The sequence below is a fragment of the Streptomyces sp. NPDC059256 genome (genome assembly GCF_042753785.1).
GTDB lineage: Bacteria > Actinomycetota > Actinomycetes > Streptomycetales > Streptomycetaceae > Streptomyces.
In genome coordinates, this window is record NZ_JBHYZO010000034.1 from 35,997 (window position 1) to 58,368 (window position 22,372).

A 22,372-nucleotide genomic window follows, 5' to 3' on the forward strand; every position below is an offset into this window, starting at 1 on the left:
GGACGGAAGGTCACGCCAGTGGGCACTGCCGAGCAGCTCCGCGGCGGAAGACCGTCCAGGTGGTGAAACCCATGTCGAGCAGGACTTGGACCACGTCCGGGTACTGGTCGCAGATGCGACCTGGAACGTGGGCGTCCGAAGCGAAGGTGATGGGAACCCCGAAGTGGAGTGCCCGTTCGAGGAGGTCGAACTCGGGATACCATCCTCCGCACTGCTTGGTGCCACCCGAGGTGTTGATCTCCATGACCGCACCGGAGTCGCGGATCGCGAGCAACATCTCATCGGCCGCGGCGGGCGCCGGGACCTCGCCCAACTCGGGGAAGTTGCCCTTGAGCGCGTCCACATGGCCGATGACGTGGAAGAAGTTGGATCGGGCACAGTCCGCCACCGTGCGGAAGAACCGCGATTTGAGCGCGGGAAGATCCGCCGGGTCGACGGCCCCCCATCTGCTGACGTCGAAGATGTCCTTGCCCTCGAACATGTGCACCGACCCGATGACGTAGTCCAACGGGTAGGAACTCAGTGCGGCGGAGTACGCGTCCACCTTGCCGTGGAAGTAGTCGGCTTCCGTGGAGACGAGGATCTCGATGCTCCGCGCGAACTCCTCCTTGAGGGCGAGCGCCTCGGCGATGTAGGACGGGAACTCGGACTTGGGCATGGCAACCGGCGGCAGTGCGTGGTCCTCTTCGGCGGCGAACATCGGCGCGTGGTCCGACAGCCCCAGGACGCTGACGCCCTTGTCCAACGCCTCGATGACGTAGTCGCGCAGTGTGCCCGTGGCGTGCCCGCACCGCTGGTGGTGGGTGTGCAGATCGATCACCCGTCACACCGCCAGATATCCGCCGTCGACGACGAGGTCGGTGCCCGTGATGAAGCTCGCCTCCGATGACAGGAGAAAGGCGATCGGCGCCGCCACCTCGGAGGGGTCCGCGAAACGACGCAGGAGGAACTTGCCGCCGTGTTCCGGAGCGGCCTCGGCCGCCGCCCGGTCCAGCCCCAGTGCCTCACGGTGGTACCGCTCGTTGTTGGCGTTCCACACGGTCCCGGGGCTCACCGAGTTGACCCGGATGCCTCGGGGGGCCAGTTCCTGGGCCAGGCATCGAGTGAGGCCGAGCACCGCCGTCTTGCTGGTGTTGTACGTCAGATAGCCGCTCTGCGCGATGTGCGCCGAGATCGACGCCATGTTCACGATGGCCGCGTCGGCGTGGTGTTCCGGTAGCCCCGCGACGAAGCGCCGGGTGATCAGGGTCAGACCGATGACGGTGGGATCGAAGGCGGCGTGCCAATCCGCGGGGGTCGCGTCCAACCCCTTGAACACGAAGCCCGCGGCCAGGTTCACCAGGAGCGTGGGCGTCGACCAGCCCGCCGGGACACCGGCGAAGGCCGCATCCACCGCCGCCGCGTCCATCACATCGCCGACGGCCAGGTGCACCGCATGCCCCTTGTGCTGCCAGTGGTCCACCACGGCGCGGCCGTGTTCGGCGCTCCTGTCGTAGACGACGACCCGGCAGCCCTCGAAGCACAGCCGTTCGACGACCGCCGCCCCGATGCCCTGTGCACCGCCGGTCACCACTGCGGTGCGTCCTGCCAGCCCGCGCGGGAGTTCGCTCACTCTTCGCCTTCCTTTCCGGTCGCCGTCCATTGCCCCACGAGGTCGAGGACCTCGGGGCGCGGGAGGTGCTCCGTCGCCCCGTGGGGAGCGAGGGTCTCGCCGGAGTCCCCGGTCAGATTGTGGTCACCGGCCAGGGACATCAGGGCCGTCGGCGACACCCCTCGGTCGACCAGGGACCGCCCCAGAGCCGTGCTCGTGATGTCCTGCCCGTCGGCCGCCGAGAAGTACCGCCAGACCTGGAACATCCCCTCCAGGTGCCCCGCCGACAGATGAACCGCGTTGCGGCCCTCGGAGAGCGACGGGGATCCCCTCCTCTCGACCAGGGAGTGCAGTGCGCCGCGGAGCGAGTCGGGTGCCGCGGCGGCAGGGTGCAGGGCCCCCAGGAGGTGCGTGCGCAGATCGTCGATCTCCCGAAGGCTGTGGCACTCCACCAAGCCGACGAGGCCGGTCGTGTGGTCGTAGTGCCCGACCAGCGCCGGGAGGAAGCCGTTCAACACGACCACGGGGCGGCCGTTCGACTCCACCACCGAGGCGTAGGAGCCGGAGCCCAGTTTGTGGATGCCCGCCCGTCGGCAACGCTCGTCGAGCACCGTCGGCGAGAGGGCCGTGTCGTACGTCATCGCTTCGAACGACCCGAGAGCCCCGAGCGCGCCGGACGAGTCCAGGAGCGAGCGCAGCTCACGGCGGGCCGCGGTGCACAACGCATGGACTCCATCGGCGGCCACTCGGTGCAGCCGGGGGTAGTGCAGCAGGAGGTGGCGTCGTTCGGCGAAGTGGCCGGCGGGCACCAGTGCACAGCGCAGGATGTCCGCCTCGCCCGCGCCGAGCACCCGGACGACCTCCGACATCGCATCGGCTGCACCGTCGGCGTCGAGGACCTCGGGCTTGACCAGGGTGACGAAGTGGCTGCCCCTAGCCGGTACCGGATGGTGGTGCGGTCCGGTGTCCTGCCGCTGTCGCAGCCGGTGGGCGTCGGTGACCAGGGCCCGCACACGGGCCTCGGTCACCACAGGGTGATGCCCGTCTCGATCAGCTCTGCGGTCAGATCGCCGGTGCTGGCCACGGCGGTGTCCACCAGGTCCGTCAGCGCGGACTCGTCCGCGCCCCCGGTCGTGACGACGACCTCGTCCGGCCGCTCCAGTGGCGCTTCCTTGGAAGTGAAGATGTGCACCTGGGCGGGGCCGCCGAACTCCTCGTGCACCTGCTGGGCCAGGCGCATGGCCATGATGTTGTAGATCTTGCCGGTGTGGTCCAGGGGGTTCTTGCCCGCGGGCGCCTCGATGCTCATCGGTCGCATCGGGGTGATCAGACCGTTGACCCGGTTCCCCCGCCCGACCACACCCACATCGCCGGTGTCCGCGACGGACCCCAACGCCGTCAGATAGGGCCGGCCGTTGCGGTCGGTCGCGTTCATCAGCATCCTGAAGTCCCCGATCTCCAGGGACGTCACGAACGCCTCCAACTCCTCCTGCACCACGGCCTTGCGTGCGCGGTAGTGATCCATCGAATCGATGTGAGAGGCGAGGAAGGGCATGTTGACGACCAGGCTGAACGCCTCGCCGCGACGGCTCCCGAACACCTTGACGTCCCAGCCGGAGTCCGGGTGCCGCTGCTTGAACGCCGCTCCGTTGATGAGGTGCTCCAGCTCCAGGACCGCGGTCTCCAGGCGGGACAACGGTGCATAGCCGTGCAGCAGGTTGGTGTCGTTGGAGACCAACCCGGGCGAACGCAGGGGTACCAACTCAGCCGGTGAGGTGGGTTGGTACCGCGACACACCGCGGCCGGAGCCCTGATGGTCGACCACACCGACCTCGATGACCAGATGCCGGCCCGCATCGAAGCCGGTGGTGACCTGGCCCAGTACGTCCGCGGCGGCCTGGAACAGGATGTCCTGTACCGGAATCTCGACACTGCCGACCCGGAAGGCCCCCTTCCCGAAGACCTTCACCCGGTAGGGCGCGGTGAGATCCCCCCGGCCGTAGTCGATGTCGGCGCCGCCCCCGTACAGCGTCACCTTGTCGAACCAGTGGTGCGCCACACCGCCGAACTCCTTGAGGCAGTGCAGCGAGTAGTAGCGGGACATCCGCTCGGCCATGGCATCGCACATGGTGTCCGGGTGTCCCACTCCCTTGCGCTCGACGAGTTCGTAGGGCAGGTCCTCAACCGTGCGGGAGTCCCGTTGTATCGAGAGCATTGACCTTCTCCCTTGCTCGTAGCCGGCAGACGTCAGGAGACGAAGTCCAGGAACGCGGCCCTCGCCTCGGATTCGGGCAGGCCGCGCGGGGGGCTCTTGAAGAGGATGGCGGCGGCGTCCTCCACGGAGCCGGACAGACCCCGGTCGGTGGCCGTCTTGCCCAGCCGGACGGCGTTCGCGATGACACCTGCGGCGTTCGGGCTGTCCTCCACGGTGAGCTTCACATCGATCTCCACCTCCGAGCCCAGGACGGACGTCGCCTTGATGTGGGCGAAGCACACCTTGGTGTCGGCGAGGTGCCCGATGAAGCCGGTGGGGCCGGCCACTCCGTCGACGTCCGTCACTCCGGCCGCCCGGAGCGCATTGGCCTTCGACGCGAACTTGGAGGCCGAGCGCCCGGCGTCCGCCAGGTTGAGGAAGTCCGTGTTGCCACCGACGTTGAGTTGGTAGGTGCTCGCCAGTACCAGGCCCCGACTGAGCAGCAGTTCGATGAGGGTGGTGTGGAGGGAGGTGGCACCGACATGGCTGCGCAGGTCGTCCCCGAGCAGTACGAGCCCCGCGTCCGCGAACCTACGGCGCAAGTCCACATCCCTGGCCAACTCCTCGGGGGTGGCGTTGACCACGGCGACCCCGGCGGCGAGGGCCGCGTTGGCGAACATGCGGATGGCCTGCGAGGCTCCGGTCGGCAAAACGATCACCAGGACGTCGACCTCGTGCTCGGCCAGGGCCTTGCTGACGTCCTCCTGGGTGGTGTCACGAGCGGATTCGGCGAGCTCCACCACGGCACCGAGCGGGCCCGCGAGGCCGTCGAGGACCGGCGCGGCCAGTACCGGTGCGTTGCTGTCGACACCGAGCGGGGTGAAGCCGGTCGCACAGATCGCGGGAGCGGTGAACGCCTCGGCGAGGGGCAGTCCGACCTTGGCCGCATCCACGTCGAACGCTGCGACGATGCGCACGTCCGAGAGCCGGTAGCCGCCGACCGTATGACACATGAGGCCCGGTAGCCGAGTGTCGGGGTCCGCCTGCGCCTGGGCGACGAACTGGCTGAAGCTCCAGGCGCAGTTGCCTGCACCGGCCAGCGCAACACGTACGGATTTCATGACAGGGGTGGTTCCTTCCTACGCGAAGACCAACTCCAACTCGGCAGCCCAGCCCTTGACGTCCGTGATTCCCTCCATGGCTTGACTGAGATCCCCGACCTGATCGACACCTCAGGCTCCCCACGGTCGGGGAACTCGGCGGGCCGATGCGCCGTGCACATCGGCCCACCGCCGTATGGACCGATGCAGCACCTGTGCGGTGTCCGCCACCTGGTCGGTGACCGCGAACGGCTCGGTGACCGAGAGGTAGCCCTGATACGCGCGAAAGGCGGTGACCCGCACCAGTTGCGCACGGTCCAGATACTGCTCGGCGAAGGGCAGGTAGAAGCGATTCCACTGGTCGGGAGTCACATAGGGCAGATGGTCCAAGCGCGGCACACCCGCCTCGGCGCGCCAGGAGTTGAGGGCGTCGAGGATGGTGTCGAAGACCTCGTCGACCCGTTGGGCCCGATCGCCGCGCCCCAGTACAGCCAGCCGGTGGTCCGAAGGGGGCCCACCCGCGACGGTGCGGACGATGTGATCGGCCACATCGTCGGTGCTGACCATGTCCAACAGCGCCTTTCCCTCCGCCACCAGAGCGGGCACCGCCCCGCTGCACAGCGACGAGGGCAGCCAGAAGAACCCGCTGTAGCGATCCAGCCGGCCGTCGGACCTGGCTCCTATCACGATGGGGAACCGCACGATGTCCGCGCTCTCCCGTTCGGCACGCACCAGTCGTTCGGCCGCGGCCTTCGACCACTCGTAGGAGTTGCGGTAGGCGTCGGGCGCGGACGAGTCGGACGTGCCGTTCAGACCGGTCACGTACGAGGAGGACAGATGGATGAAGTGGGTCTCGGGTCCGATGGTCGACAACAGGGCCCGCAGCGGGGTGATGTTCGCCTCCGCCGCCCGCTCGGTGGGGAGGTTCCAACGGGTGTCGGCGGCGCAGTGCACCACGACGGGCCACGGGCCGCGCAACGCGTCGGGCGCCGCCTCCTGCCCGATCTGCCACGCGTACTGGCGCGCCCCTGTCCCACCGCGGCGGCTGACGCTGTACGTGTCGTGTCCCGCTGCGTCCAGTGCGCGTTGCACGGCACTGCCCACCGCGCCGGTGGCGCCGGTCACCAGAATGCGCGCGGGCGCTGTCACGAGACCGTGATCCGCCGCTCGATGGCCCGGAGCATGTGCTCGGAGTTCTCCCGCAGGGCCTTGGCGGCGACGGGGTTGAGCATGTCGGCCAGCAACGGGATGCCGATCTCGAAGTCGACCGAGAAGGTGACCACGGAGGTTCCCCTCCCACCGTCCTCGACCCGCCAGTACCCACGGAACTCGTCGAGGTCGCCGGAGACCTGGGTGAACGTCATGGTGCGTGTCGCCTCGTCCAACTCGTCCTCCTCGACCCACTCCAGTACGGAGCCCTTGAGGAGGACCGACCATTCGCTGACGCGTGCGCCGGCATCGGTCTGTCCGCGCACGGTCACCGATTCGACGTTCTCCATGTAGTCGGCGTAGTCCTCCAGCCGGGTGACAGCCCGCCAGGCATCACTCACGGGGGCATCGATCGGCAGATTGACTTCGACGTGGGGCATGGCTCTCTCCTTTGGCAGGGACGGCCGGGCGGCTCAGCCGGCCGGATCGAAGCTGATCTCACGTCCCGTACAGAACGCACCGACGACCTCGTCGCACATCAGGAGCGACGGTGGATGGTGATGGACGGCAAGTGAATCGACCAGGAGGTCTGCCGCCCGTTGGCCCCGTCCGTACAGTCGGCTGCCGAGGACCGGGGTGACAGCACTCAACACTCGATCGCGCGTGTCGCTGAGCGTGGCCCGCAGCCCAACCGCCGCCGCCAGCGCTGCCCGGCCGGCGATCGCCCCGGATTCGACATCGGCCCCGAGTTGACGGCAGGCACCGCCGAGCGTCAGTAGTTCCCGGGTGGCGCGACCGAGGAGGGCGGTTCTCGGCCCATGGGCGTCGGCGCGCACCACACCGCGGTGGGCGAGGTCCAACAGCCCGCTGAGGACCCCGTGGTACGTGGCGCTCAGCAGCACCGCGAACCAGACCATCCCGGAGATGAGGTTGTCGTCGATGACGTCCGCCGGGCCGCGGTGGAAGACGAGCCGGTCGTCCAGCTCGACGTCGTGCAGGACGAGTTTGGCCGTGTCGGACTGCCTCATCCCGAGCGATGGCCATTCCCCCTCGACCGTGAGGCCGGGGGAGCTGCTGGGACACAGGGCGAGGATCGTCTCGTCGGTCCCCGTGACCCGGGCCGTCAGACACACCAGGGTGGCCGTGGAGGCGAGCGAACAGGGGTACTTCACCCCCGACACCCGGTAGCCCTTGGGGGTCTGAACGGCTTCGGAGCGACTGCTCAGGAAGTTGGGGCTACCGCCAGGCTCGGCGAACGCGGACGCCACCAGCGCGCCGGACCGGGCGATCCCCTCCAGCAGCATCCAACTCGTGTCCCGGTGCCGCTTCCAGTAGTCGGTCATCAACCCCACCGTGAAGGCGTGCATGTTCAACGCGATAGCGGCCGAGGGGTCGACCATGCCCAACGCGCGTTGGGCCGAGGCGACTTCCACCAGGCCCGCACCCCCGCCGCCGAAGTCCGCAGGGATCGGCAGGGCCGCGTATCCACTCGCCGCGAGTGCACGGATGCGGTCCGCACCGGTGTGCGCCTCGGCCACGGCGCCGGGTTGCCACGCCGTGCTCCAGCCCGAGTCCAGGAGCACCCGGTGCGGGGCGTCGCCGTCCTCGCCCGGGCCCGCCGCCTGCTCATCGGCCACCGTCATGCCCGCCCCCCTCCGGCCCGACAGCGCGCGACCGGGCCCGCTCTCCGTCTCCGTACGGGCACCCCCGAGCACGATGCATGCGGCTTCGGCGCACACCGCGCGGGCCACCGGTGAGTCCCCGTGCACCGCGTTGTGACCGCGGTCGGGCTGGTGCGACACAGGCCGGTGGCGAGGGACTGCATGAGGTGACTCCTTCTGCACGGCGCGGACGGGCGCGGGGTGAACGACGAGGACAGAGGGGTGGAGTACCTGGACGCAGGCGTCCGACGGTGTCGGGGAAACCCTAGGTAGTTCCGGGACAGGAATCAGCCGGTGTTTCTTTGTGCGGAACACCGGATCGCGTGCAGCACGCGGTGTTGGGACAGCGCTGCCTCAGAGTTCCAGGAGTGACATGAGTTCGGTCAGATCAGGGCGATCGGGATCGATGAGTACGGTGTCCCATCCGAGGGCCGCGGCCGGAGCGATGTCGTCGGCCTCGGAGTCTCCTACCATCACGCGCCGTTCGAACTCGCCCGCTCCGATGAGGTGGAAGGCGCGGGGGTCCGGCTTCTTCGGGCCGCCGTCCGCGGTGAACAGCACCCGGTCGTAGACCTCGGGCACCTTCAGCCCGTTCAACAGCCGACGCATCAGCGTCCCCGGTAGATAGCAGTTGGACAGCACCCGGACCGAGTGCCCGGCCTCGGCGACTCGGATCATGGCCGTCGCCGCAGGCTCGCACAGGGCGTACCGGTCGGGGTCCGCGCAACCGAGCGCGTACCACAGCGCCCGTTCCAACGCGACCCGCTCCCGTAGGACGCCATGCTCGCGCAGGGCGGTGTCCAGCAGACCGAGTGTCGATGGCTGGAGTGCGGACCTGTCCGACATCGCCGCGTACACGGCACCGAACACCGTGCCGACCACGGCGTTCGCTCGCCCCTCGTCGATGGTCAACACATCGACCAGAGAGGCGGTGAACTCCTCGGGGGTCGGAAAGGGCCGGTGGGACGTCACGAGCGTGTCGAAGCAGTCGAAGACCACGGCTGCGGGCATGGCGCACCCTTCTGCTGAGCGAGGGCCGCTGTGCACGGCCGGGCCGATGTGTCGTCATGTCGCAGTGCGGCACGTGCTCTCGGACGGCGGCGCCGCACCGCTCAGGACCAGGAGACCTTGCGATGGTCGGTGCGGAAGAAGGCCAGGGTCACGGCGGTGAGCCCGATGGCGAACAGACACAGCAGGCTCGCAGGCAGCAGCACCGAGCGGACGCCACCGCCATCCAGCACCACCGTGGAGAATCCACGCATCGCCCAGTAGCTCGGTACCGCAGGAGCGATCGGAAGTGCCCACTCCGGGAGTGCGGAGTGCGGAGTCAGCGCGCCGCCGAGTCCGGCGAAGAACAACGCGGCAAGGTTGGCGAAGACGAGGAGTTGGGAAACGGTACGGCACAGTGCCACCAGGGCCATGCCGAGCATGACGACGCACAGCGCCAGCGGTACGCCGACCACCACCAGCCCGAGGTACGAGCCGCGCACCCGCAGCCCGAAGAGCAGCCCGCCGGCGGCGAAGACCACGGCGAGTTGGAGCAGTGCGACCACCAGTGGCACCACGACCCGACCGGCCACCAACTCGAACGGCCGCGCGGGTCCCGCCCTCAATCGGTCCCAGGTGTTCCAGCCGTGCTCCCGGAACATCGCGAATCCGACGACGTTGACGAGGAGGAACAGAAACATCACGGCCATCCCGGGCACGGCCTGTTCGGCTCCATTGGCGTCGTGCACGCCCTCGGCGCGCAGGGCCACCCGGAACAGCGGCTGCATAAAGCCCATGATGAGCAGCGGCATGATGGTTCGCACGATCAAAGGCGCCGGATCGCGCACCATGAGTCTGGCGTCATGGCGCACCAGCGCGAAGATCCGTCCCAGCGACCCGTCACCCATGATGCCCCGCCCTGTGGGCGACTGCCCGGCCGTCGGAGAGCGGTACGGAACCGTCGTCCGAACCGCCCTTCGGGTCGAGCTCTGCCGTTTCCCCCACCGTAGCCTCGGCGGCTCCCCACGGGTTCGACCCGGACGGAGCGGCGTCCGTGGACTCCCCGGCGTACCGGCGTCCCGTCAGCCGGAGGAAGACGCTCTCCAGACTCGGTTGGACCACCCGTAGATTGACCAGCCGCAAGGCCGCCTCCCCCAGGGCGGCGAGCACATCGGGCGCCGCGAGTTGTGGATGCTCGACATGGACGCGCAGCGCATCGGCCGTACGGGTCACCGGCCACGGCAGGCTCAGCTCGGGCGGCTCACCGGTGAACGTCAGTTCCACGGCGCTGTCGCCGTGACGGCGCACCAACTCCTTGAGCGGGCCGCGGGCGATCATGCGTCCATGGTCCAGTACGGCCACACTCGCATCGAGCGCCTCCACCTCGGCGAGATAGTGCGTGGAGTAGCAGACGGCGGTACCGGTCGCGGCCATCTCACGGACGAAGGCGATGAGCCGCGCCCGAGTCTCCACGTCCACGCCGGCCGTGGGTTCGTCCAGCAAGAGCAGCTTCGGCCGATGGAGCAGGGCCATGGCGGTGTGGACCCGCCGCTGCTCGCCGCCCGAGAGCTGGGAGACGCGGCGCTCCAGCAGGGAGGTCAGTCCGAGCGGCTCCGCGACCTCTTCGGTTCGGCGCCGCACCTCCTTTCCGCGCAGGCCGGCCAGTTCGGCGAAGAACCGGAGGTTGTGCCGCACGGTCAGCGGTGGGTAGACCCCCAGTTCCTGTGGGGCGAGCCCCAGTCCTCGACGGGCCCGGCGACGATCGCGGGCCGGTGAGACACCGAGGACCTCGATCTCTCCCGCGTCCGGGCGCAGGAGCCCCGCCACGAGGGACATCAGGGTCGTCTTTCCCGCCCCGTTGTGCCCGAGGAGGCCGACGATCTCGCCTTCGGCGATGTCGAGGTCCACTTCGTCGAGCGCGGTCGTCGTTCCGTACCGTTTGCTCACCCCGCGCAGGGACAGCGCACGGACCGGCTCCGCGCGAGTTCCCGCCACGTCAGTCGGCACGGCGCGTCCAGGCGTCCGGCAGCAGATCGGGCAGGCCGACGCGCAGCAGGTGCGGCTGCCAGGTGCGGGCCAGTTTGAATCCCTTCATCAGCCCGCTGGCGGAGCGGACATCGGGCAGGGGCTCGCCGTAGCCGAGGAGCGCCTCCGTGTCCCGCAGATGCTCACGCAGCCGCTCCAACCACTGTTCACCGTGGTCTCCCACCGCTTCGCGGCCCTCGGCCGCGAGGAGCAGGCCCGCCTCGACATCCGTTGCCGGGACCCCGGCGAAGGGATCAAAACTCACCTGGTCGCCTCCGATGCTCACTTCGCCCTCGGTGCGCAGACCGCGAACCGAAAGCGAGGACTGCACCAGGTCATAGGCCATCAGTACGGCGACTTCGGTCTGACCCGCCGCGACGGCCCCTTCGATGTCCTCCAAACGAGCCCGACACCGCAGCAGGAGACGCGCCGCCCCGTGTGCGCGGAACGCGAGGAGCCGTCGCAGGTCCGCCAGATGGAGGTCGGTCTGCTCCGGTCCGCTCGCAGTGGAGTCGGGGGCGCTGGGCGTACGGGCGCTCGTCACGGGGACACCTCCTGGGCCGGGTGGGCGACACCGAGCCACACCATGTCGTGGACGAACAGCGGCAGCACATCGTCGGGAGGGAGGTCTCCCACGGGCCCCGACCAGATGACGTCGTCGGACCCCGGTTCCGGCAGATCCTGGTGGAAGGTCTCCACGGCGCGCAGTTGCCAACGGTCCACCACGGTCCGGTCGTCCAGCACGGTCTGGCCGGTGCCCGTCGCCCAGCGCAGCACAGCGTGCAGGGGTGCGTCCACGGCGGCGAGCTGCTCGACGAGGGCGAGACAGCGGGCCACCCGCTCCCGGGGCGCGAGCGGCGGCTCCAACACCTCGTGGAGCACGGCGAGCCCCTCGGCGTCGTTGCGCAGCTTGAGCTTCTCACCCACCCACTTCTCGGTGAAGTACAGCTCACCGGCCGCAGCCGTCCGTGCGTTGAGCGCGGCGACGACGGCCTCCCGACCCCGTACGGCCGCGGCCATGGGCCGGGCTTCGAGCAACCAACGGGCTGCCAGCGCGAGCCGTTGCGCCTCCACCGTCCACCACTGCTCCACGACCTCCGCGAGCCAGGGGCCCCGCGCCTTCGTGAGCCAGTCGTCCCACGGCGGTGAGACCACCAGCGGCAGTCCCAGTGCAAGCCTGCTCACGGTGTTGATCGCCCGGCGGCGGTGGTTCCAGGCACTTTCACTGACGCCCGCGAACCGGGGCCAGGGCTCGGCGGTGAGCTCCGCCGTGCTCTCCCGGACGGCGCTCGCCCGGCGCACATTGATGTCGATCAGAGTGCCGTGTTCGTGGGACTGGATGGGAAAACGAGTGAGTCGGTCGTTCTCCACCAGCACGAGCAGATCCAGATCGCTGCGGTGGTTGCCGAACCCGGCCAGCACCGATCCGGCGACGACCGCGAGCGCGGGACTGCCCAGACCCTGGTCGATCTCCTTGCGCACCGCGTCCCGGTCCATTCCACGTTGTTCCAAGAATGCGTCGAGACGTCTTTCCAGCAGGTCGGATTCCGGGAACAGGGCGGTTCTCGCTGACGTGGTCTCCATGGCGGTCGGTACACCTCCCGATGACGGTGGCGACGGTGCGGCCCACTCCCCTCGGCGACCCGCGACCTCGACACCCTGGGCAGCTTCCCAAGCGCCGCGTCCCAGATCAACGAACGTTCCGGCAGCCGGAACGCGACCTTTCGTCGGTGCGGGCGGAGGGCTACACATCGTCTCAAGGCTGACCGCAGAGTCTCCCCGCAACAGCCTCCGGACGATCCGCACCCGCACGGGTGGCGGTCAGATGGTCGGGCGGTCGGGGCGGTCTGTGGTCCGTGCGGCTCGGCTCACGGCGGAGCCGGGCCGGCAGGCAGAAGGAGAGGAGGGGATCGATGACCGCAACCGTCGGACCCGGTACCGCCCGCGGTGCACTCGACGCCATCCGCAGACACCTCTCGCCCCAACTGGCCCTCGTCTACGGCATGAACGGCTCCGGTGCGATCGAATCGAACGGACGGGGAACCCGCCTCACGCTCTCCGACGGCCGAGGCGCGCTCGACTTCGGTAGCTATGCCGTGACACTGCTCGGACAACGCCACCCCGCCGTCGTCGTCGCGGTGCGCGCCGAGTTGGACGCGATGCCGGTCTCCACCCGGGTCCTCGGCAACGGCACCACCGCCCACTTCGCCGCCGCACTGGCCGCGTACGTCGATCCGGAGCGGCTGACGAAGGTGTGGCTCGGGCTGAACGGCTCCGATGCCGTCGAAGCGGCCCTCAAACTCGCCCGCCTCGCCACCGGCCGGACCCGAGTCATCGCCGTCGAAGGCGCCTACCACGGCAAGTCACTCGGAGCCCTCGCCGCGACCTGGAACGCGCGCTACCGACACCACTCGCTCGAACCGCTGCTGGGCGGAGTGACCCATATCGCCGCGGACCCGTCGGCGATTCCCGGAGCCTTCGCCACCGAAGAGGTGGCCGCGGTCCTCGTCGAGCCGGTCCAAGGAGAGGGCGGAGTCCGCCCGCTGGACACCGGATTCCTCCGTGCACTGGCGTCCGCCGCACACGAGCACGGCGCCTTCGTGATCGTCGACGAGATCCAAACCGGACTGCGCAGATGCGGCCCGCCCCTGGTCAGTACCGACATCGGATTGCGTCCCGACGCCGTACTCCTCGGCAAGGCGCTCGGCGGCGGGGTGTGTCCGGTGTCCGCCGTGGTGGCCACCGAGCAGTTCCACGCCCCCTTGACCGCCGATCCGTTCGTGCACACCACCACCTTCTCCGGGCATCCGCTGGGCGCGGCGGCGGGAACGGCGGCGCTCGTCGCCGTGGAAGCGCTGGCGGGGCGGGGTGAGCACCTTGCCGCACTGCTCAGCACGGGACTCGCACACCTCGCCCGCCGCCACCCGCAGCTGATCGCCGACGTACGCGGGCGGGGACTGCTGTGGGGCATCGAGTTCGCCCATCCAGCCGTCGCCGGTGACGTCCTGTTGGAGTTGGGCCGCCACGGCTTGCTGGTCTCCCCGTGCCTGGGCCAGCCGGAAGTGCTGCGGCTGCTCCCACCGCTGGTCGCAACGGACGCGGAGGTCGCGGAGGCGCTCGCCGTACTGGACGCCGTCTGTGCCGCCGTACCCGATGAGTTCCGGCACCCTGCTCCGGCACCGCCATGAGCGGTACCCGCGCCCGCACCCATCAGCCGTGACCGTCCGTACCGAGGAGCAGCACCGTGTCGAACACTGTGAAACCGCAGGCTGCAACCCACGCCAACGCCCCGCAAACCCGCGCCAACGCCGTGGTGCCGTCACCCGCTCCCGCCGTGACCCGGCCGAAGGCCCCCGATCGGTCGGTGCCACCCGGCGAGGCCGCCCATACCGAGGGGCGGCCACGTTGACCACCTCAGCCGGGGCGACGCCCGGAGCCGAAGCGCAGTACCGCTACCACCGGGAGCTGTTTCCCGCACTCCACGACTGGGAGCGCACCGAACGGTCCATCGTCGAGTTCACCGGAGACTCGGGGCCCAGTGGACTGCTCGGTCTCGATCAGATGGGGCACTTCGGACCGCAAGGTTGCGATCTGGTCGTCGAGGCCATGAGCACCAGGGCCGAGACCGTCTTCGCCGGCGCACCCGTGGAGCTGTGCGAGCTGGGCAGTGGCTTCGGCGGCGCCCTGCGCTATCTGGTCGACCGGCTCACCGCGGGGGGAATGACCGTCCGGCGTGCGTACGGCGTTGATCTCGTCGCCGAGCACTGTGCGGTCAGTCGACGCATCAGCCGTTCACAGGGGCGGGCCGAGCTGACGGAGATCTGCGCCTGCGCCACCTCCGTCCCCCTGCCCGAGGATTCACTGGACGCCGTGGTGGTGACGGGATCGATGCCGCACTTCCCCGAGCCCGGTGAGGTCGTGCGCGAGGCCGCAAGGCTGCTGCGTCCGGCGGGACTCCTCGTTCTCACCGAGGAGGTGAGTCTCACCCCCGGTGCTGACGGCCCGTCGGAGGCGTTCCGCGCGAGCCATCCACACGGCGTCTTCTTCACCACACCCGTCGCCGAACGTCAGCGTCAGTTGGAGCGAGCGGGGTTCGTCGACGTGGTGCGGCACGATCTGGGGACCTGGGCGGAGACACTGCTCGCGGAGCGGCTCAAGGTGGTGCGGATCTTCCGGGGGAGCGTCGCCGGGATCTACGGGGATGAGTCGGTGGACCTCATCCGACGTACTCTCACGGCCGCGCGTGAAGAGTATCTGGCGGGACGGCTGCTGCCCTCACTGTGGACGGCGCGACGGGGGTGAGGCCGTCGCATCCACGACGGGAGAACGGTGGATGCCGCGGGACGTACGACACCGCGGAACTGGAGCGAGCCCCGTGGGCTCGTGCGGGCGGGCTCGCCCTGGCCGCCCCAGGGCTCTCTGCCGGCTTCGGGGGCACGATGGTTTCGTGCCCGGCCGGGCCCGACGCGGCGTTGGCAGGCCGTTCGGGAGGCTACTGGGGGCGGTTCACCACACCGGTACCAACTCCGGTGTGCCTTGGAGTACGCGTGACACCGCGGCACACGCCGCCCGTAGATGTGCTGCAACCCGTGCCGGTTGCAGCCGGTCCACGGGTCCCGCGACGGCCAGCGCCCCGACGGCTGTGCTCGGCGCGGTCAGCAAGGGTGCCGCGATTCCGACGGCTCCGGTGGCACCGCGGACGACGGCGAAGCCCTGTGCCAGGACTCGGGCCCGGTCCTCCACCGCTGCTGGTACGCCTCGTGGTGGGAAGGCCCCGTTTCCTCCGTACGCATGGAAGATGCCGGTCGCGGCCAGGGCCGAGGCGCGGTTCTCCGCTTCGGCGTCAGGCCCGGCCCCCGGGCCGTAGACGCGGCGTACCGCGTCCACCAGCGCCGCGTCCGGTCCGAAGAGATCGGAGATGAAGACGAACGTGCTTCCGTGGGTGAGTCGGTGGAGCTTTTCGGTGTAGGGGAAGGTGAGATCTCGGAGTTTGATCTGACGGGGAACTCGTGCGCCGAGGACGAATAGGGCCACACCGAGGCGAAGCCCTTTCTCGCCGCGCTCCAGCATCCCTTCCTCAAGGAGTTCCGCAATGATCCGGTGGGCAGTGGCTTTGGGCATGTCGGCCCTGCGGGCTATTTCGGACAGTGGGAGTTCCGGTTCACCTGATCGAAAACAGCGCAGAATGCTCAGACCGCGGGCGAGCATGGAGCGGGATGACTGCGTCTGGACGGACAAAGGCATCTCCTCCGAAGGGGACTGGGGGAGGCGTGTGGGATGGCTGCACAACTGACTCTTGAGACAGGGCATCTGTGCAGTTCGGATCGTGTGTGCCTCAAGACTGCGGACGAGAGAGTTAAATCTGCTAATAGCAGTTATCGCAGAAGGGCACTGGAAAGCGATGCGGGACGTTCTGAGGCACGTTTTATGATCCTCACTGAATCCCCCGTTCACTCCCAGCGCGGTCAACAACCGGACAGCTGGACAGAAAGGAGACTTTAGCAGTGCCGTTCCCGGCGGAATGAAAGCCGACGCAGACATCCAGCCAAACCCTAGTCGATCAATTGATCCGGGTTTGAGGTGGGAGAGACGTCCTAGGTGCACGACGGTGTGATGGTTGGGATTTCCCGTTGAGGACCGAGTGGCAGGCTATAAGGTCCACCGATGGGGAATCGGCCATTTTTCGTGGCTGAACTGTCGTGTGGATCGGTTGATCATACTTCCCCTACAGCGCGAAAGCCCCTGTGGGGCGAACGGTCTGGGGCGGGGGCAGCTCCCCAGGGCACACCGGCCGGCTTGCAGGCGTTCCCAGCTCGGACGGTTGCAGCCGAAGGGGCGTGCCTCAGGCCCACTCCTGCTGAGCTACGAGATGGTGGGATCGCCGCTGGTGTGTCCTCGGGCGAGATTTTCGGCCGACCGACCGGTCACACGCTGCCGCGTCCGTTGTGCTCATCATGCCTGCCGCTTTCCTTGGCAGGGGGTGCGACGTAGGTCAGCGCGAGCAGGGCCATGTCATCGGTGACATGGCCATCGGTATGACGCAACACATCGTTCACCACCCAGTCCAACAGGAGGTGCGGATCGCTGAACGTCTTCCCCACCAACTCGACGGCCGGATCGTAGAAGACACCGTTGGCATCACGCGCCTCCGTCAGCCCATCGGTGTACAGCAACAGCGTCGCATCCCGCGGGATCACATACTCCTGCGCCGGAAAGGGCTCACCCACGACCCCCGACATCCCCAGCGGAAGAGCGTACTTATCGGGGGGCAGTGACTCGGGGTCGCCGCCGGGCGTGAGCAGCAGCGGGGCGGGATGGCCCCGGTTGATCAGGCGTACGACACCCCCTCGATGCGGGATCTCGGCCAGGACCGCCGTGGCGAACGACTCGCCCGCCTCCTCACCGCCCTGGCGCTCCGCTTCCCGCGCCAGTGCGCCGTCCAGCCAGTCCGCCACCGCCTCAAGACGGTCTTCCCGTTCGGACGCCTCACGGAAGGTCCCCACGGCCACCGCGACCATACCGACCGCACCGAGCCCCTTCCCGCGCACGTCCCCGACGACCGCCCGGGCGCCACAGCGAGTCTTCTGCACCGCGAAGAAGTCGCCCCCGACCAGGGCATCGGTCACCGCGGCCTGGTACCTCGCCGCCACCAGGAGACCGTCGACCTCCTTCGCGGGGGAGGGCAGCACGGCACGCTGCGCGGCCTGGGCGATCTCGCGGGCGGACGCCAACTGCTCACCACCGTGCCGCATCGTCACATTGATGGCGAGCCCCAGCGCGGAAACGGTCAGCAGGGTGAACTCCTCCGTGAACGCCTGAACCTCGTACACCGTCCGTTCCTGGGCGTGCAGTGCCGCCACCGCTAGGGTCGACGTCACACCGGTCCACAGGGTGCCCTTGAACGAGTAGAACGGCGCGGCCACCAGCGGCGCCGCGGCGAACAGGGGTATGGCGGTGAACTGCGGCGGTGTGGTGAGCACGATGACCACGCCCACCACGATGAGCAGCACGGGCAGTTGCCGAACGACACGGTAGGAGCCCTTCACCCTGTGGCTGTGCCCTGCCGACCCCGTGGGTGAAACGGACGCTAGGCCAATGGACTGGTGGGGGCAGGAACGGTCCCGCCCTGCCCCGGACCCATGAAGTGCCTGCTCATCGGCTCCCACCGACGACGGCGTCCGGTTGCTGAGTGAGTTCGGACCCCGGCGCGTCTGCTCGACGACCCTCCTACGCGGTGTCCAGCGCAGCGCGTAGGACGGCGGTGGCCTGGGCGACCGCGGCCCGGGCCGCCTGTGTGTCATGGAGGGCGTTGAGCATGACGAAGTCGTGGATGACGCCCTGGTAGCGCACGGCTGTGACCGGTACGCCCGCCTGCCGGAGCCTACGGGCGTACGCCTCGCCCTCATCGCGCAGCACATCGGCCTCGGCGGTGATGACGAGTGCCGGTGGCAGACCGGTCAACTGCTCGGTGCTGGCCCGCAGTGGGGAGGCGGTGATCTGGTTCCGGTGGGCGGGATCGTTCGTGTACTGGTCCCAGAACCACTGCATGGCGTCGCGGCGCAGAAAGTACCCCGTGGCGAACTGGTGGTAGGAGGAGGTGTTGAAGGCGGCGTCGGTGACCGGATAGAAGAGGACCTGATGGCGTAGGGGAACATCGCCGCGATCCTTGGCCATCAGGGTCAGTGCGATGCTCATGTTTCCGCCCACGGAGTCGCCCGCCACCGCGATGCGGCTCGGGTCGAGCCCCTTGGTGGCGCCGTCGGTGGCGACCCAGCGGGCGACGGCGTAGTTCTGCTCGATAGCGGTCGGGTACCTGGCTTCGGGGGAGAGGTCGTACTCGGGGAAGACGACGGCGGCGTCCGTGCCCACCACGAGGTCGCGCACGAGGCGGTCATGGGTGTGGGCGTTGCCGAAGACCCACCCTGCTCCATGGATGTAGATGATCACCGGCAGCGGGCCCCTCGCCCCCACGGGCTTGACGATGCGGGCCCTGACCGAGCCGGTCGGGCCGCCCTGGACCGTGATCCACTCCTCGTCCACCGGGGGCTTGGCGATGTCGCTCGACTGGACCTCGTCGACGGCTTTGCGCCCCTCGGTCGGCCCGAGGTCGAACAGGTACGGCGGATTTGCGGTGGCGGCGGCGAACTCCGCCGCGGCCTCCTCCAGCACCGGGGTGACGGGCGCATCAGCAGCCATCTTCGATCCCTCCACGAGCACACCGCTGGAAGGCCCAGGCCAGGGCCACCGCTCCATTCACCCATCAACCCCGCACGGCCGCCACCTCGCCTCGCCCACCCTGGGAACGCGGTGTTCCAACCTGCCACCGTGCTCCCCCGGCCTGGGCTGACCCGGTTCCTCACCGGGTGGGATCAGTTGCCGCGCGGGATCTGCATGAGCGGCACCCAGTCACGGGACTCCTGCCGGAGCAGGGTCTGGCAGTGCCTGCGCAACTGCTGGGGCCATCGATCCTGCCAGCCGTTCCAGATGGCGAAGTGCAACGGCACCAGGAGCACCAGGGAGAGCACCGCGGTGCCCAGCGTCGCCGTCATCACCCCCATGAGGAGCTCGGGGTCCTCATGGGGCGGGGCATCGGACTCACCCAGGAAGACGGTGTGCACCAGGAGGAAGCAGGTGTTGAGCGTGATCCATCCGGCGCCGATCAGCCCTGCGCCGAAGAGCGTGCGGTCGCGGAGGTCGGCATACCCGGTGCGGTACGCCGGCAGCTGTCCGGCGAGCCGCTCCGCATGGGACGTGCACACCGAGGTGAACGCAGGATCGGCGATGAGCGCCTTCACCGTCACCGGCCGGGCATCGGACCACGCCGCGCGGGTGAACCGCCATGCCTCATGGGTGATGGGATGCTCCGGGGGCGTCGCAGTCTGCGGTGCGGTCCGCGGTGCGGTCTCCTCGTGCGGCACGATCCCCGCATCGGTGTCGAGCCGTACGAGCCCGTCGGCGATCAACGACCGCAGCGCCACCTCGGCCCCGGTGTCCCTCCTGCTCCACTGCGCGGAGCTGCCATACCCCGGACCGGACAGCCAGGTCGCGTGGTACACGTCCAACTCGTCCGTGGCCAGCAGTCGTTGGGTCACGCGCCGGCCGGAACGGTAACTCCACAGGGCCAGTCCGCCGATGCCGAGGTTCACGAGCACCAGAAGCGCAACCGTACTCCACACGAGCCATGCGACAGCATCCATGACGACAAGACATAGAGCATGTTCCGCCGCCTGACCAGAGCGCATCCACCGGATCCGGTTTCCGCGCGGCGCATGCGATGAACGCCTCAGACGTTGATGCGCAGTCGGTCCAACGGCTCCACCAACTCCGCCTCCTCGTAGTCGAGGTGGGAGAGGAGGATGCGGTCCAGGACACGGGCGATGTCCTGTACCTCGCCCATGTGGCCGTCGTCCTGGACGAGGACGACCAGCGCCGCGTCCAGCCGGGCCAGGGCTTCGGCGATGACCTCGTGCTCCTGCTCCAGCCGCTCCACCACCGGGCCCAGTGACTGCTGCTTCTCCCGGAGCTCGGGAAACATGTACTGGTCCTCGATGGTGTGATGTGTCGTGAGGGTCCGGCTGTAGGCGGTGCAGAAGGATCCGAGGGTCCAGTAGTTCTGCCGCAGGGTGAGGCTGTTGATCATCGAGCGGGCCGAGGCCGCGTCCTGCTGACCGGCCGCCACCTGGGCCACTGCATCCCTGATCTGCCGCATCTCCTGGCGCAGGTTGTCATGGATGCGTACGAGTCGAGTGCCGGTGCTGCCGGGGTGGGAGGCCCCCGTCGACTGCTGCTTGGGGGCGCGGGGCCGGGTCGCCTCGTCGAGGGGGTCGGCGGACCAGAGGTCGAAGTGCTCGGGCGCCGGAGCCTGCGCGTCCTGGTCGGTGCCGGTCGCGGTGAGAGCCGTACGCGGACGCGCGTTCTCGGGGTCTGCGGGGGAGGGCTCCCCCCGCGCGGCGCTCACCGAGGCACGGACCAGCGGGGCCACTTCCTCGGCGAATACTCGCAGCTCACGATCGGTGTCAGGGCTGGAGGGAGCCAGTACGAAGCCGCTTATCCCATGGGTGAGGGTGAGGTCGGTCAACTGGCGTGCCCACTGTTCGGGCGGCCCGGTGAGGAAGCCGTCCGATGCGAGGCGGGAGAAGCGCCCCGTGACGGTGTAGATCCGTCGGACGTCGGCGGGGTCGCGCTCCGCGGCCCGGGCGGCGTCGTCGATGGTACGGGTCATCGCTGCCAGGGCGGCCGGGGGCGCATATGCCGAAGAGGGGAGCCAGCCGTCGCCGAGCCGTCCGGTGAGCTCCAGCATCCGCTTCTTGTACGAACCGATCCAGATCCCGATGGGATGCGCAGGAAAGGGGCCGGGGCGGGCACCGTCCAAGGAGTAGTGACGACCGGCGAAGTCAGCGCCGGCGCCCGGTGTCCACATCGCCCGGATGATCGTGATGGCCTCCTCCAGGGCGTCGACGGCTTCCCCCGGTGTGCGGCGGGGTCCGCCGAGAGAGGCGATCGCGTCCCAGAAGGCGCCGGCTCCGATGCCGAGCTCCGCCCGGCCGCCGCTGAGGATGTCCAGGGTCGCGACCGAGCGGGCGAGGACCGCAGGTGGACGCAGGGGCAGGTTCGCGACGTGGGGGAACAGGGAGACCCGCTCGGTCCGGGCCGCCAGATGGGTCAGCAGGGTCCAGGTGTCCAAGAACGCCGGCTGGTAGGGGTGGTCCTGGACGCCGATGAGGTCCAGCCCGATCTGGTCCGACAGGACGGCCAGCCGTACGAGATCGTCGTGCCCGTCCGCCGTCGGCGTGAGGAATGCCCCGAACCGTAGGTCGTGTCCGTAGTCGGTCATGTAGGTGTGGTGCTTTCCGTGAGCAGCCGGCTGCCGGAGGCAGCCGGGAGGGGAAGCCCGCCGGTGCGGCGGGCTCCGATCAGCAGTCGTTGGCGTGTTCGTCGAAGCCGGCGGTCTCCCAGATCTCGGCCATGGCCGTGAGCTGCTCCGGGGTGAGCTTGTCGAGGAACTCGCGCCGGAGGTGGGTGAGGTGCACCTTCCGCCCGCGCCGGTACGCCTTGGTCCCGGCGTCGGTGAGGACGGCGTCGAATCCGCGGGCATCGGACGAGCACTTGCGCCGTTCGACGAAGCCCTGTCGTTCCAGGTCGTCGACGATGCGGGTGAGCCCGCTCCGGCTGATGAGCAGGGAGGCGGCGATGTCCTTCATCCGCAGATGCCCCCCGGGGGCTTCGGCGAGTGTCAGCAGCACTTCGAAGGACGACATGGGAAGGCGCTCGGCGGCGACCAGCTCCTGGTCGAGGGTGCGCAGTAGTCGCATGTGGGTGGAGAGGAGTCCGAGCCAGACCGCCCGCTCGGTGCGGTTCAGCGGACGGGACGGGGAGGCTTCTCTCGATGTTTCTGAATGGGCGGCGCCGACCTCGGGGATCGCGGCCGGACGCGCCTCATGGGACTTCAGGCTCATGGCCTCTCCAAAAGGTTTGTTTCACAACGAATTATATTCGGAGTCCCTCCGTTGCGGGACGGGCCCGGCCATCAGCCTGCCGGGCCCGAATCCGTACTCCCTGTACTGCTGTGGTCACTCTCCGGTGGGGATGATGAGCTTTTCGAAGCCGGAGACCATGCCGTATTCGAGGCGGAGGGCTTCGAGGATGGAGTAGGCGTGGTACTTGG

General features: G+C 68.9%; 21 protein-coding genes. 2 read left to right on the plus strand and 19 right to left on the minus strand.

Features of this window, described 5'->3' with window-relative positions:
* Positions 1 to 10: 10 nt before the first annotated feature.
* From ACFXJL_RS33610 to ACFXJL_RS33670, 13 genes are all read right to left on the minus strand, one after another.
* Positions 11 to 820 carry a histidinol-phosphatase gene (locus ACFXJL_RS33610; protein WP_358881881.1) on the minus strand — a complete coding sequence of 270 codons (810 nt, stop codon included), beginning with the start codon at positions 818 to 820 and terminating at the stop codon, positions 11 to 13.
* A 3-nt stretch (positions 821 to 823) separates the two neighbouring features.
* Entirely contained in the window at positions 824 to 1,612 is a 789-nt protein-coding gene (locus tag ACFXJL_RS33615) for an SDR family NAD(P)-dependent oxidoreductase (protein WP_384643847.1), read from the minus strand.
* Positions 1,609 to 2,619 carry a hypothetical protein gene (locus ACFXJL_RS33620; protein WP_384699035.1) on the minus strand — a complete coding sequence of 337 codons (1,011 nt, stop codon included), beginning with the start codon at positions 2,617 to 2,619 and terminating at the stop codon, positions 1,609 to 1,611. The genes ACFXJL_RS33615 and ACFXJL_RS33620 overlap by 4 nt, the downstream gene beginning before the upstream one ends.
* Positions 2,616 to 3,806: a methionine adenosyltransferase gene (locus tag ACFXJL_RS33625; protein ID WP_384699037.1), complete on the minus strand. Its 1,191-nt coding sequence runs from the start codon at positions 3,804 to 3,806 to the stop codon at positions 2,616 to 2,618. Before ACFXJL_RS33625 ends, ACFXJL_RS33620 begins: the two co-directional genes overlap by 4 nt.
* A 32-nt stretch (positions 3,807 to 3,838) precedes the next feature.
* Entirely contained in the window at positions 3,839 to 4,906 is a 1,068-nt protein-coding gene (locus ACFXJL_RS33630; RefSeq protein ID WP_358881877.1) for an inositol-3-phosphate synthase, read from the minus strand.
* Positions 4,907 to 5,017: 111 nt separating this feature from the next.
* On the minus strand, positions 5,018 to 6,034 hold the full coding sequence (locus ACFXJL_RS33635) for an NAD-dependent epimerase/dehydratase family protein (protein WP_384699040.1): 1,017 nt from the start codon (positions 6,032 to 6,034) through the stop codon (positions 5,018 to 5,020).
* Positions 6,031 to 6,474: a type II toxin-antitoxin system RatA family toxin gene (locus ACFXJL_RS33640; protein WP_384643858.1), complete on the minus strand. Its 444-nt coding sequence runs from the start codon at positions 6,472 to 6,474 to the stop codon at positions 6,031 to 6,033. Before ACFXJL_RS33640 ends, ACFXJL_RS33635 begins: the two co-directional genes overlap by 4 nt.
* Before the next feature lie 33 nt (positions 6,475 to 6,507).
* Positions 6,508 to 7,677 carry an acyl-CoA dehydrogenase family protein gene (locus ACFXJL_RS33645; protein WP_384699043.1) on the minus strand — a complete coding sequence of 390 codons (1,170 nt, stop codon included), beginning with the start codon at positions 7,675 to 7,677 and terminating at the stop codon, positions 6,508 to 6,510.
* Between the two features lie 372 nt (positions 7,678 to 8,049).
* Complete coding sequence (locus ACFXJL_RS33650) at positions 8,050 to 8,706, minus strand: HAD family hydrolase (protein ID WP_358881873.1); 657 nt, start codon at positions 8,704 to 8,706, stop codon at positions 8,050 to 8,052.
* Positions 8,707 to 8,807: 101 nt separating this feature from the next.
* Positions 8,808 to 9,590, minus strand: a complete 783-nt coding sequence (locus tag ACFXJL_RS33655; protein ID WP_358881872.1) for an ABC transporter permease — start codon at positions 9,588 to 9,590, stop codon at positions 8,808 to 8,810.
* A complete protein-coding gene (locus ACFXJL_RS33660) occupies positions 9,583 to 10,689 on the minus strand; it encodes an ATP-binding cassette domain-containing protein (RefSeq protein ID WP_384699047.1) in 1,107 nt (368 codons plus the stop codon). The genes ACFXJL_RS33655 and ACFXJL_RS33660 overlap by 8 nt, the downstream gene beginning before the upstream one ends.
* Positions 10,679 to 11,251: a hypothetical protein gene (locus tag ACFXJL_RS33665; protein WP_384643866.1), complete on the minus strand. Its 573-nt coding sequence runs from the start codon at positions 11,249 to 11,251 to the stop codon at positions 10,679 to 10,681. Before ACFXJL_RS33665 ends, ACFXJL_RS33660 begins: the two co-directional genes overlap by 11 nt.
* Positions 11,248 to 12,291 (minus strand): hypothetical protein, encoded by a 1,044-nt coding sequence (locus ACFXJL_RS33670; protein ID WP_384699051.1) that lies wholly within the window; start codon positions 12,289 to 12,291, stop codon positions 11,248 to 11,250. The genes ACFXJL_RS33665 and ACFXJL_RS33670 overlap by 4 nt, the downstream gene beginning before the upstream one ends.
* Positions 12,292 to 12,620: 329 nt before the next feature.
* Between ACFXJL_RS33670 and ACFXJL_RS33675 the strand changes: the two genes are divergently transcribed.
* On the plus strand, positions 12,621 to 13,895 hold the full coding sequence (locus ACFXJL_RS33675; protein ID WP_384699054.1) for an aspartate aminotransferase family protein: 1,275 nt from the start codon (positions 12,621 to 12,623) through the stop codon (positions 13,893 to 13,895).
* A gap of 217 nt (positions 13,896 to 14,112) precedes the next feature.
* Positions 14,113 to 15,009 (plus strand): class I SAM-dependent methyltransferase, encoded by an 897-nt coding sequence (locus ACFXJL_RS33680; protein ID WP_358881867.1) that lies wholly within the window; start codon positions 14,113 to 14,115, stop codon positions 15,007 to 15,009.
* A gap of 204 nt (positions 15,010 to 15,213) precedes the next feature.
* Here the strand turns inward: ACFXJL_RS33680 and ACFXJL_RS33685 are convergent, their stop codons facing one another.
* The 6 genes from ACFXJL_RS33685 to ACFXJL_RS33710 form a co-directional block, all read right to left on the minus strand.
* Positions 15,214 to 15,945 (minus strand): helix-turn-helix domain-containing protein, encoded by a 732-nt coding sequence (locus ACFXJL_RS33685; protein ID WP_358881866.1) that lies wholly within the window; start codon positions 15,943 to 15,945, stop codon positions 15,214 to 15,216.
* A 686-nt stretch (positions 15,946 to 16,631) separates the two neighbouring features.
* Complete coding sequence (locus ACFXJL_RS33690; RefSeq protein WP_384699059.1) at positions 16,632 to 17,753, minus strand: PP2C family protein-serine/threonine phosphatase; 1,122 nt, start codon at positions 17,751 to 17,753, stop codon at positions 16,632 to 16,634.
* A 181-nt stretch (positions 17,754 to 17,934) separates the two neighbouring features.
* On the minus strand, positions 17,935 to 18,903 hold the full coding sequence (locus ACFXJL_RS33695; protein ID WP_384699062.1) for an alpha/beta hydrolase: 969 nt from the start codon (positions 18,901 to 18,903) through the stop codon (positions 17,935 to 17,937).
* A 173-nt stretch (positions 18,904 to 19,076) separates the two neighbouring features.
* Entirely contained in the window at positions 19,077 to 19,904 is an 828-nt protein-coding gene (locus tag ACFXJL_RS33700; RefSeq protein WP_384699065.1) for a hypothetical protein, read from the minus strand.
* 86 nt (positions 19,905 to 19,990) lie between these two features.
* Positions 19,991 to 21,541, minus strand: a complete 1,551-nt coding sequence (locus tag ACFXJL_RS33705) for an LLM class flavin-dependent oxidoreductase (protein WP_384699068.1) — start codon at positions 21,539 to 21,541, stop codon at positions 19,991 to 19,993.
* 79 nt (positions 21,542 to 21,620) lie between these two features.
* Positions 21,621 to 22,163 (minus strand): MarR family winged helix-turn-helix transcriptional regulator, encoded by a 543-nt coding sequence (locus ACFXJL_RS33710; protein ID WP_384643881.1) that lies wholly within the window; start codon positions 22,161 to 22,163, stop codon positions 21,621 to 21,623.
* Between the last annotated feature and the right edge of the window lie 209 nt (positions 22,164 to 22,372).

Coding starts and splice junctions, on each gene's coding strand:
- ACFXJL_RS33640 (WP_384643858.1), bottom strand. CDS start 6,474: ATGCCCCACGTCGAAGTCAATCTGCCGATCGATGCCCCCGTGAGTGAT.
- ACFXJL_RS33695 (WP_384699062.1), bottom strand. CDS start 18,903: ATGGCTGCTGATGCGCCCGTCACCCCGGTGCTGGAGGAGGCCGCGGCG.
- ACFXJL_RS33670 (WP_384699051.1), bottom strand. CDS start 12,291: ATGGAGACCACGTCAGCGAGAACCGCCCTGTTCCCGGAATCCGACCTG.
- ACFXJL_RS33710 (WP_384643881.1), bottom strand. CDS start 22,163: ATGAGCCTGAAGTCCCATGAGGCGCGTCCGGCCGCGATCCCCGAGGTC.
- ACFXJL_RS33675 (WP_384699054.1), top strand. CDS start 12,621: ATGACCGCAACCGTCGGACCCGGTACCGCCCGCGGTGCACTCGACGCC.
- ACFXJL_RS33650 (WP_358881873.1), bottom strand. CDS start 8,706: ATGCCCGCAGCCGTGGTCTTCGACTGCTTCGACACGCTCGTGACGTCC.
- ACFXJL_RS33655 (WP_358881872.1), bottom strand. CDS start 9,590: ATGGGTGACGGGTCGCTGGGACGGATCTTCGCGCTGGTGCGCCATGAC.
- ACFXJL_RS33625 (WP_384699037.1), bottom strand. CDS start 3,806: ATGCTCTCGATACAACGGGACTCCCGCACGGTTGAGGACCTGCCCTAC.
- ACFXJL_RS33705 (WP_384699068.1), bottom strand. CDS start 21,541: ATGACCGACTACGGACACGACCTACGGTTCGGGGCATTCCTCACGCCG.
- ACFXJL_RS33630 (WP_358881877.1), bottom strand. CDS start 4,906: ATGAAATCCGTACGTGTTGCGCTGGCCGGTGCAGGCAACTGCGCCTGG.
- ACFXJL_RS33645 (WP_384699043.1), bottom strand. CDS start 7,677: ATGACGGTGGCCGATGAGCAGGCGGCGGGCCCGGGCGAGGACGGCGAC.
- ACFXJL_RS33700 (WP_384699065.1), bottom strand. CDS start 19,904: ATGGATGCTGTCGCATGGCTCGTGTGGAGTACGGTTGCGCTTCTGGTG.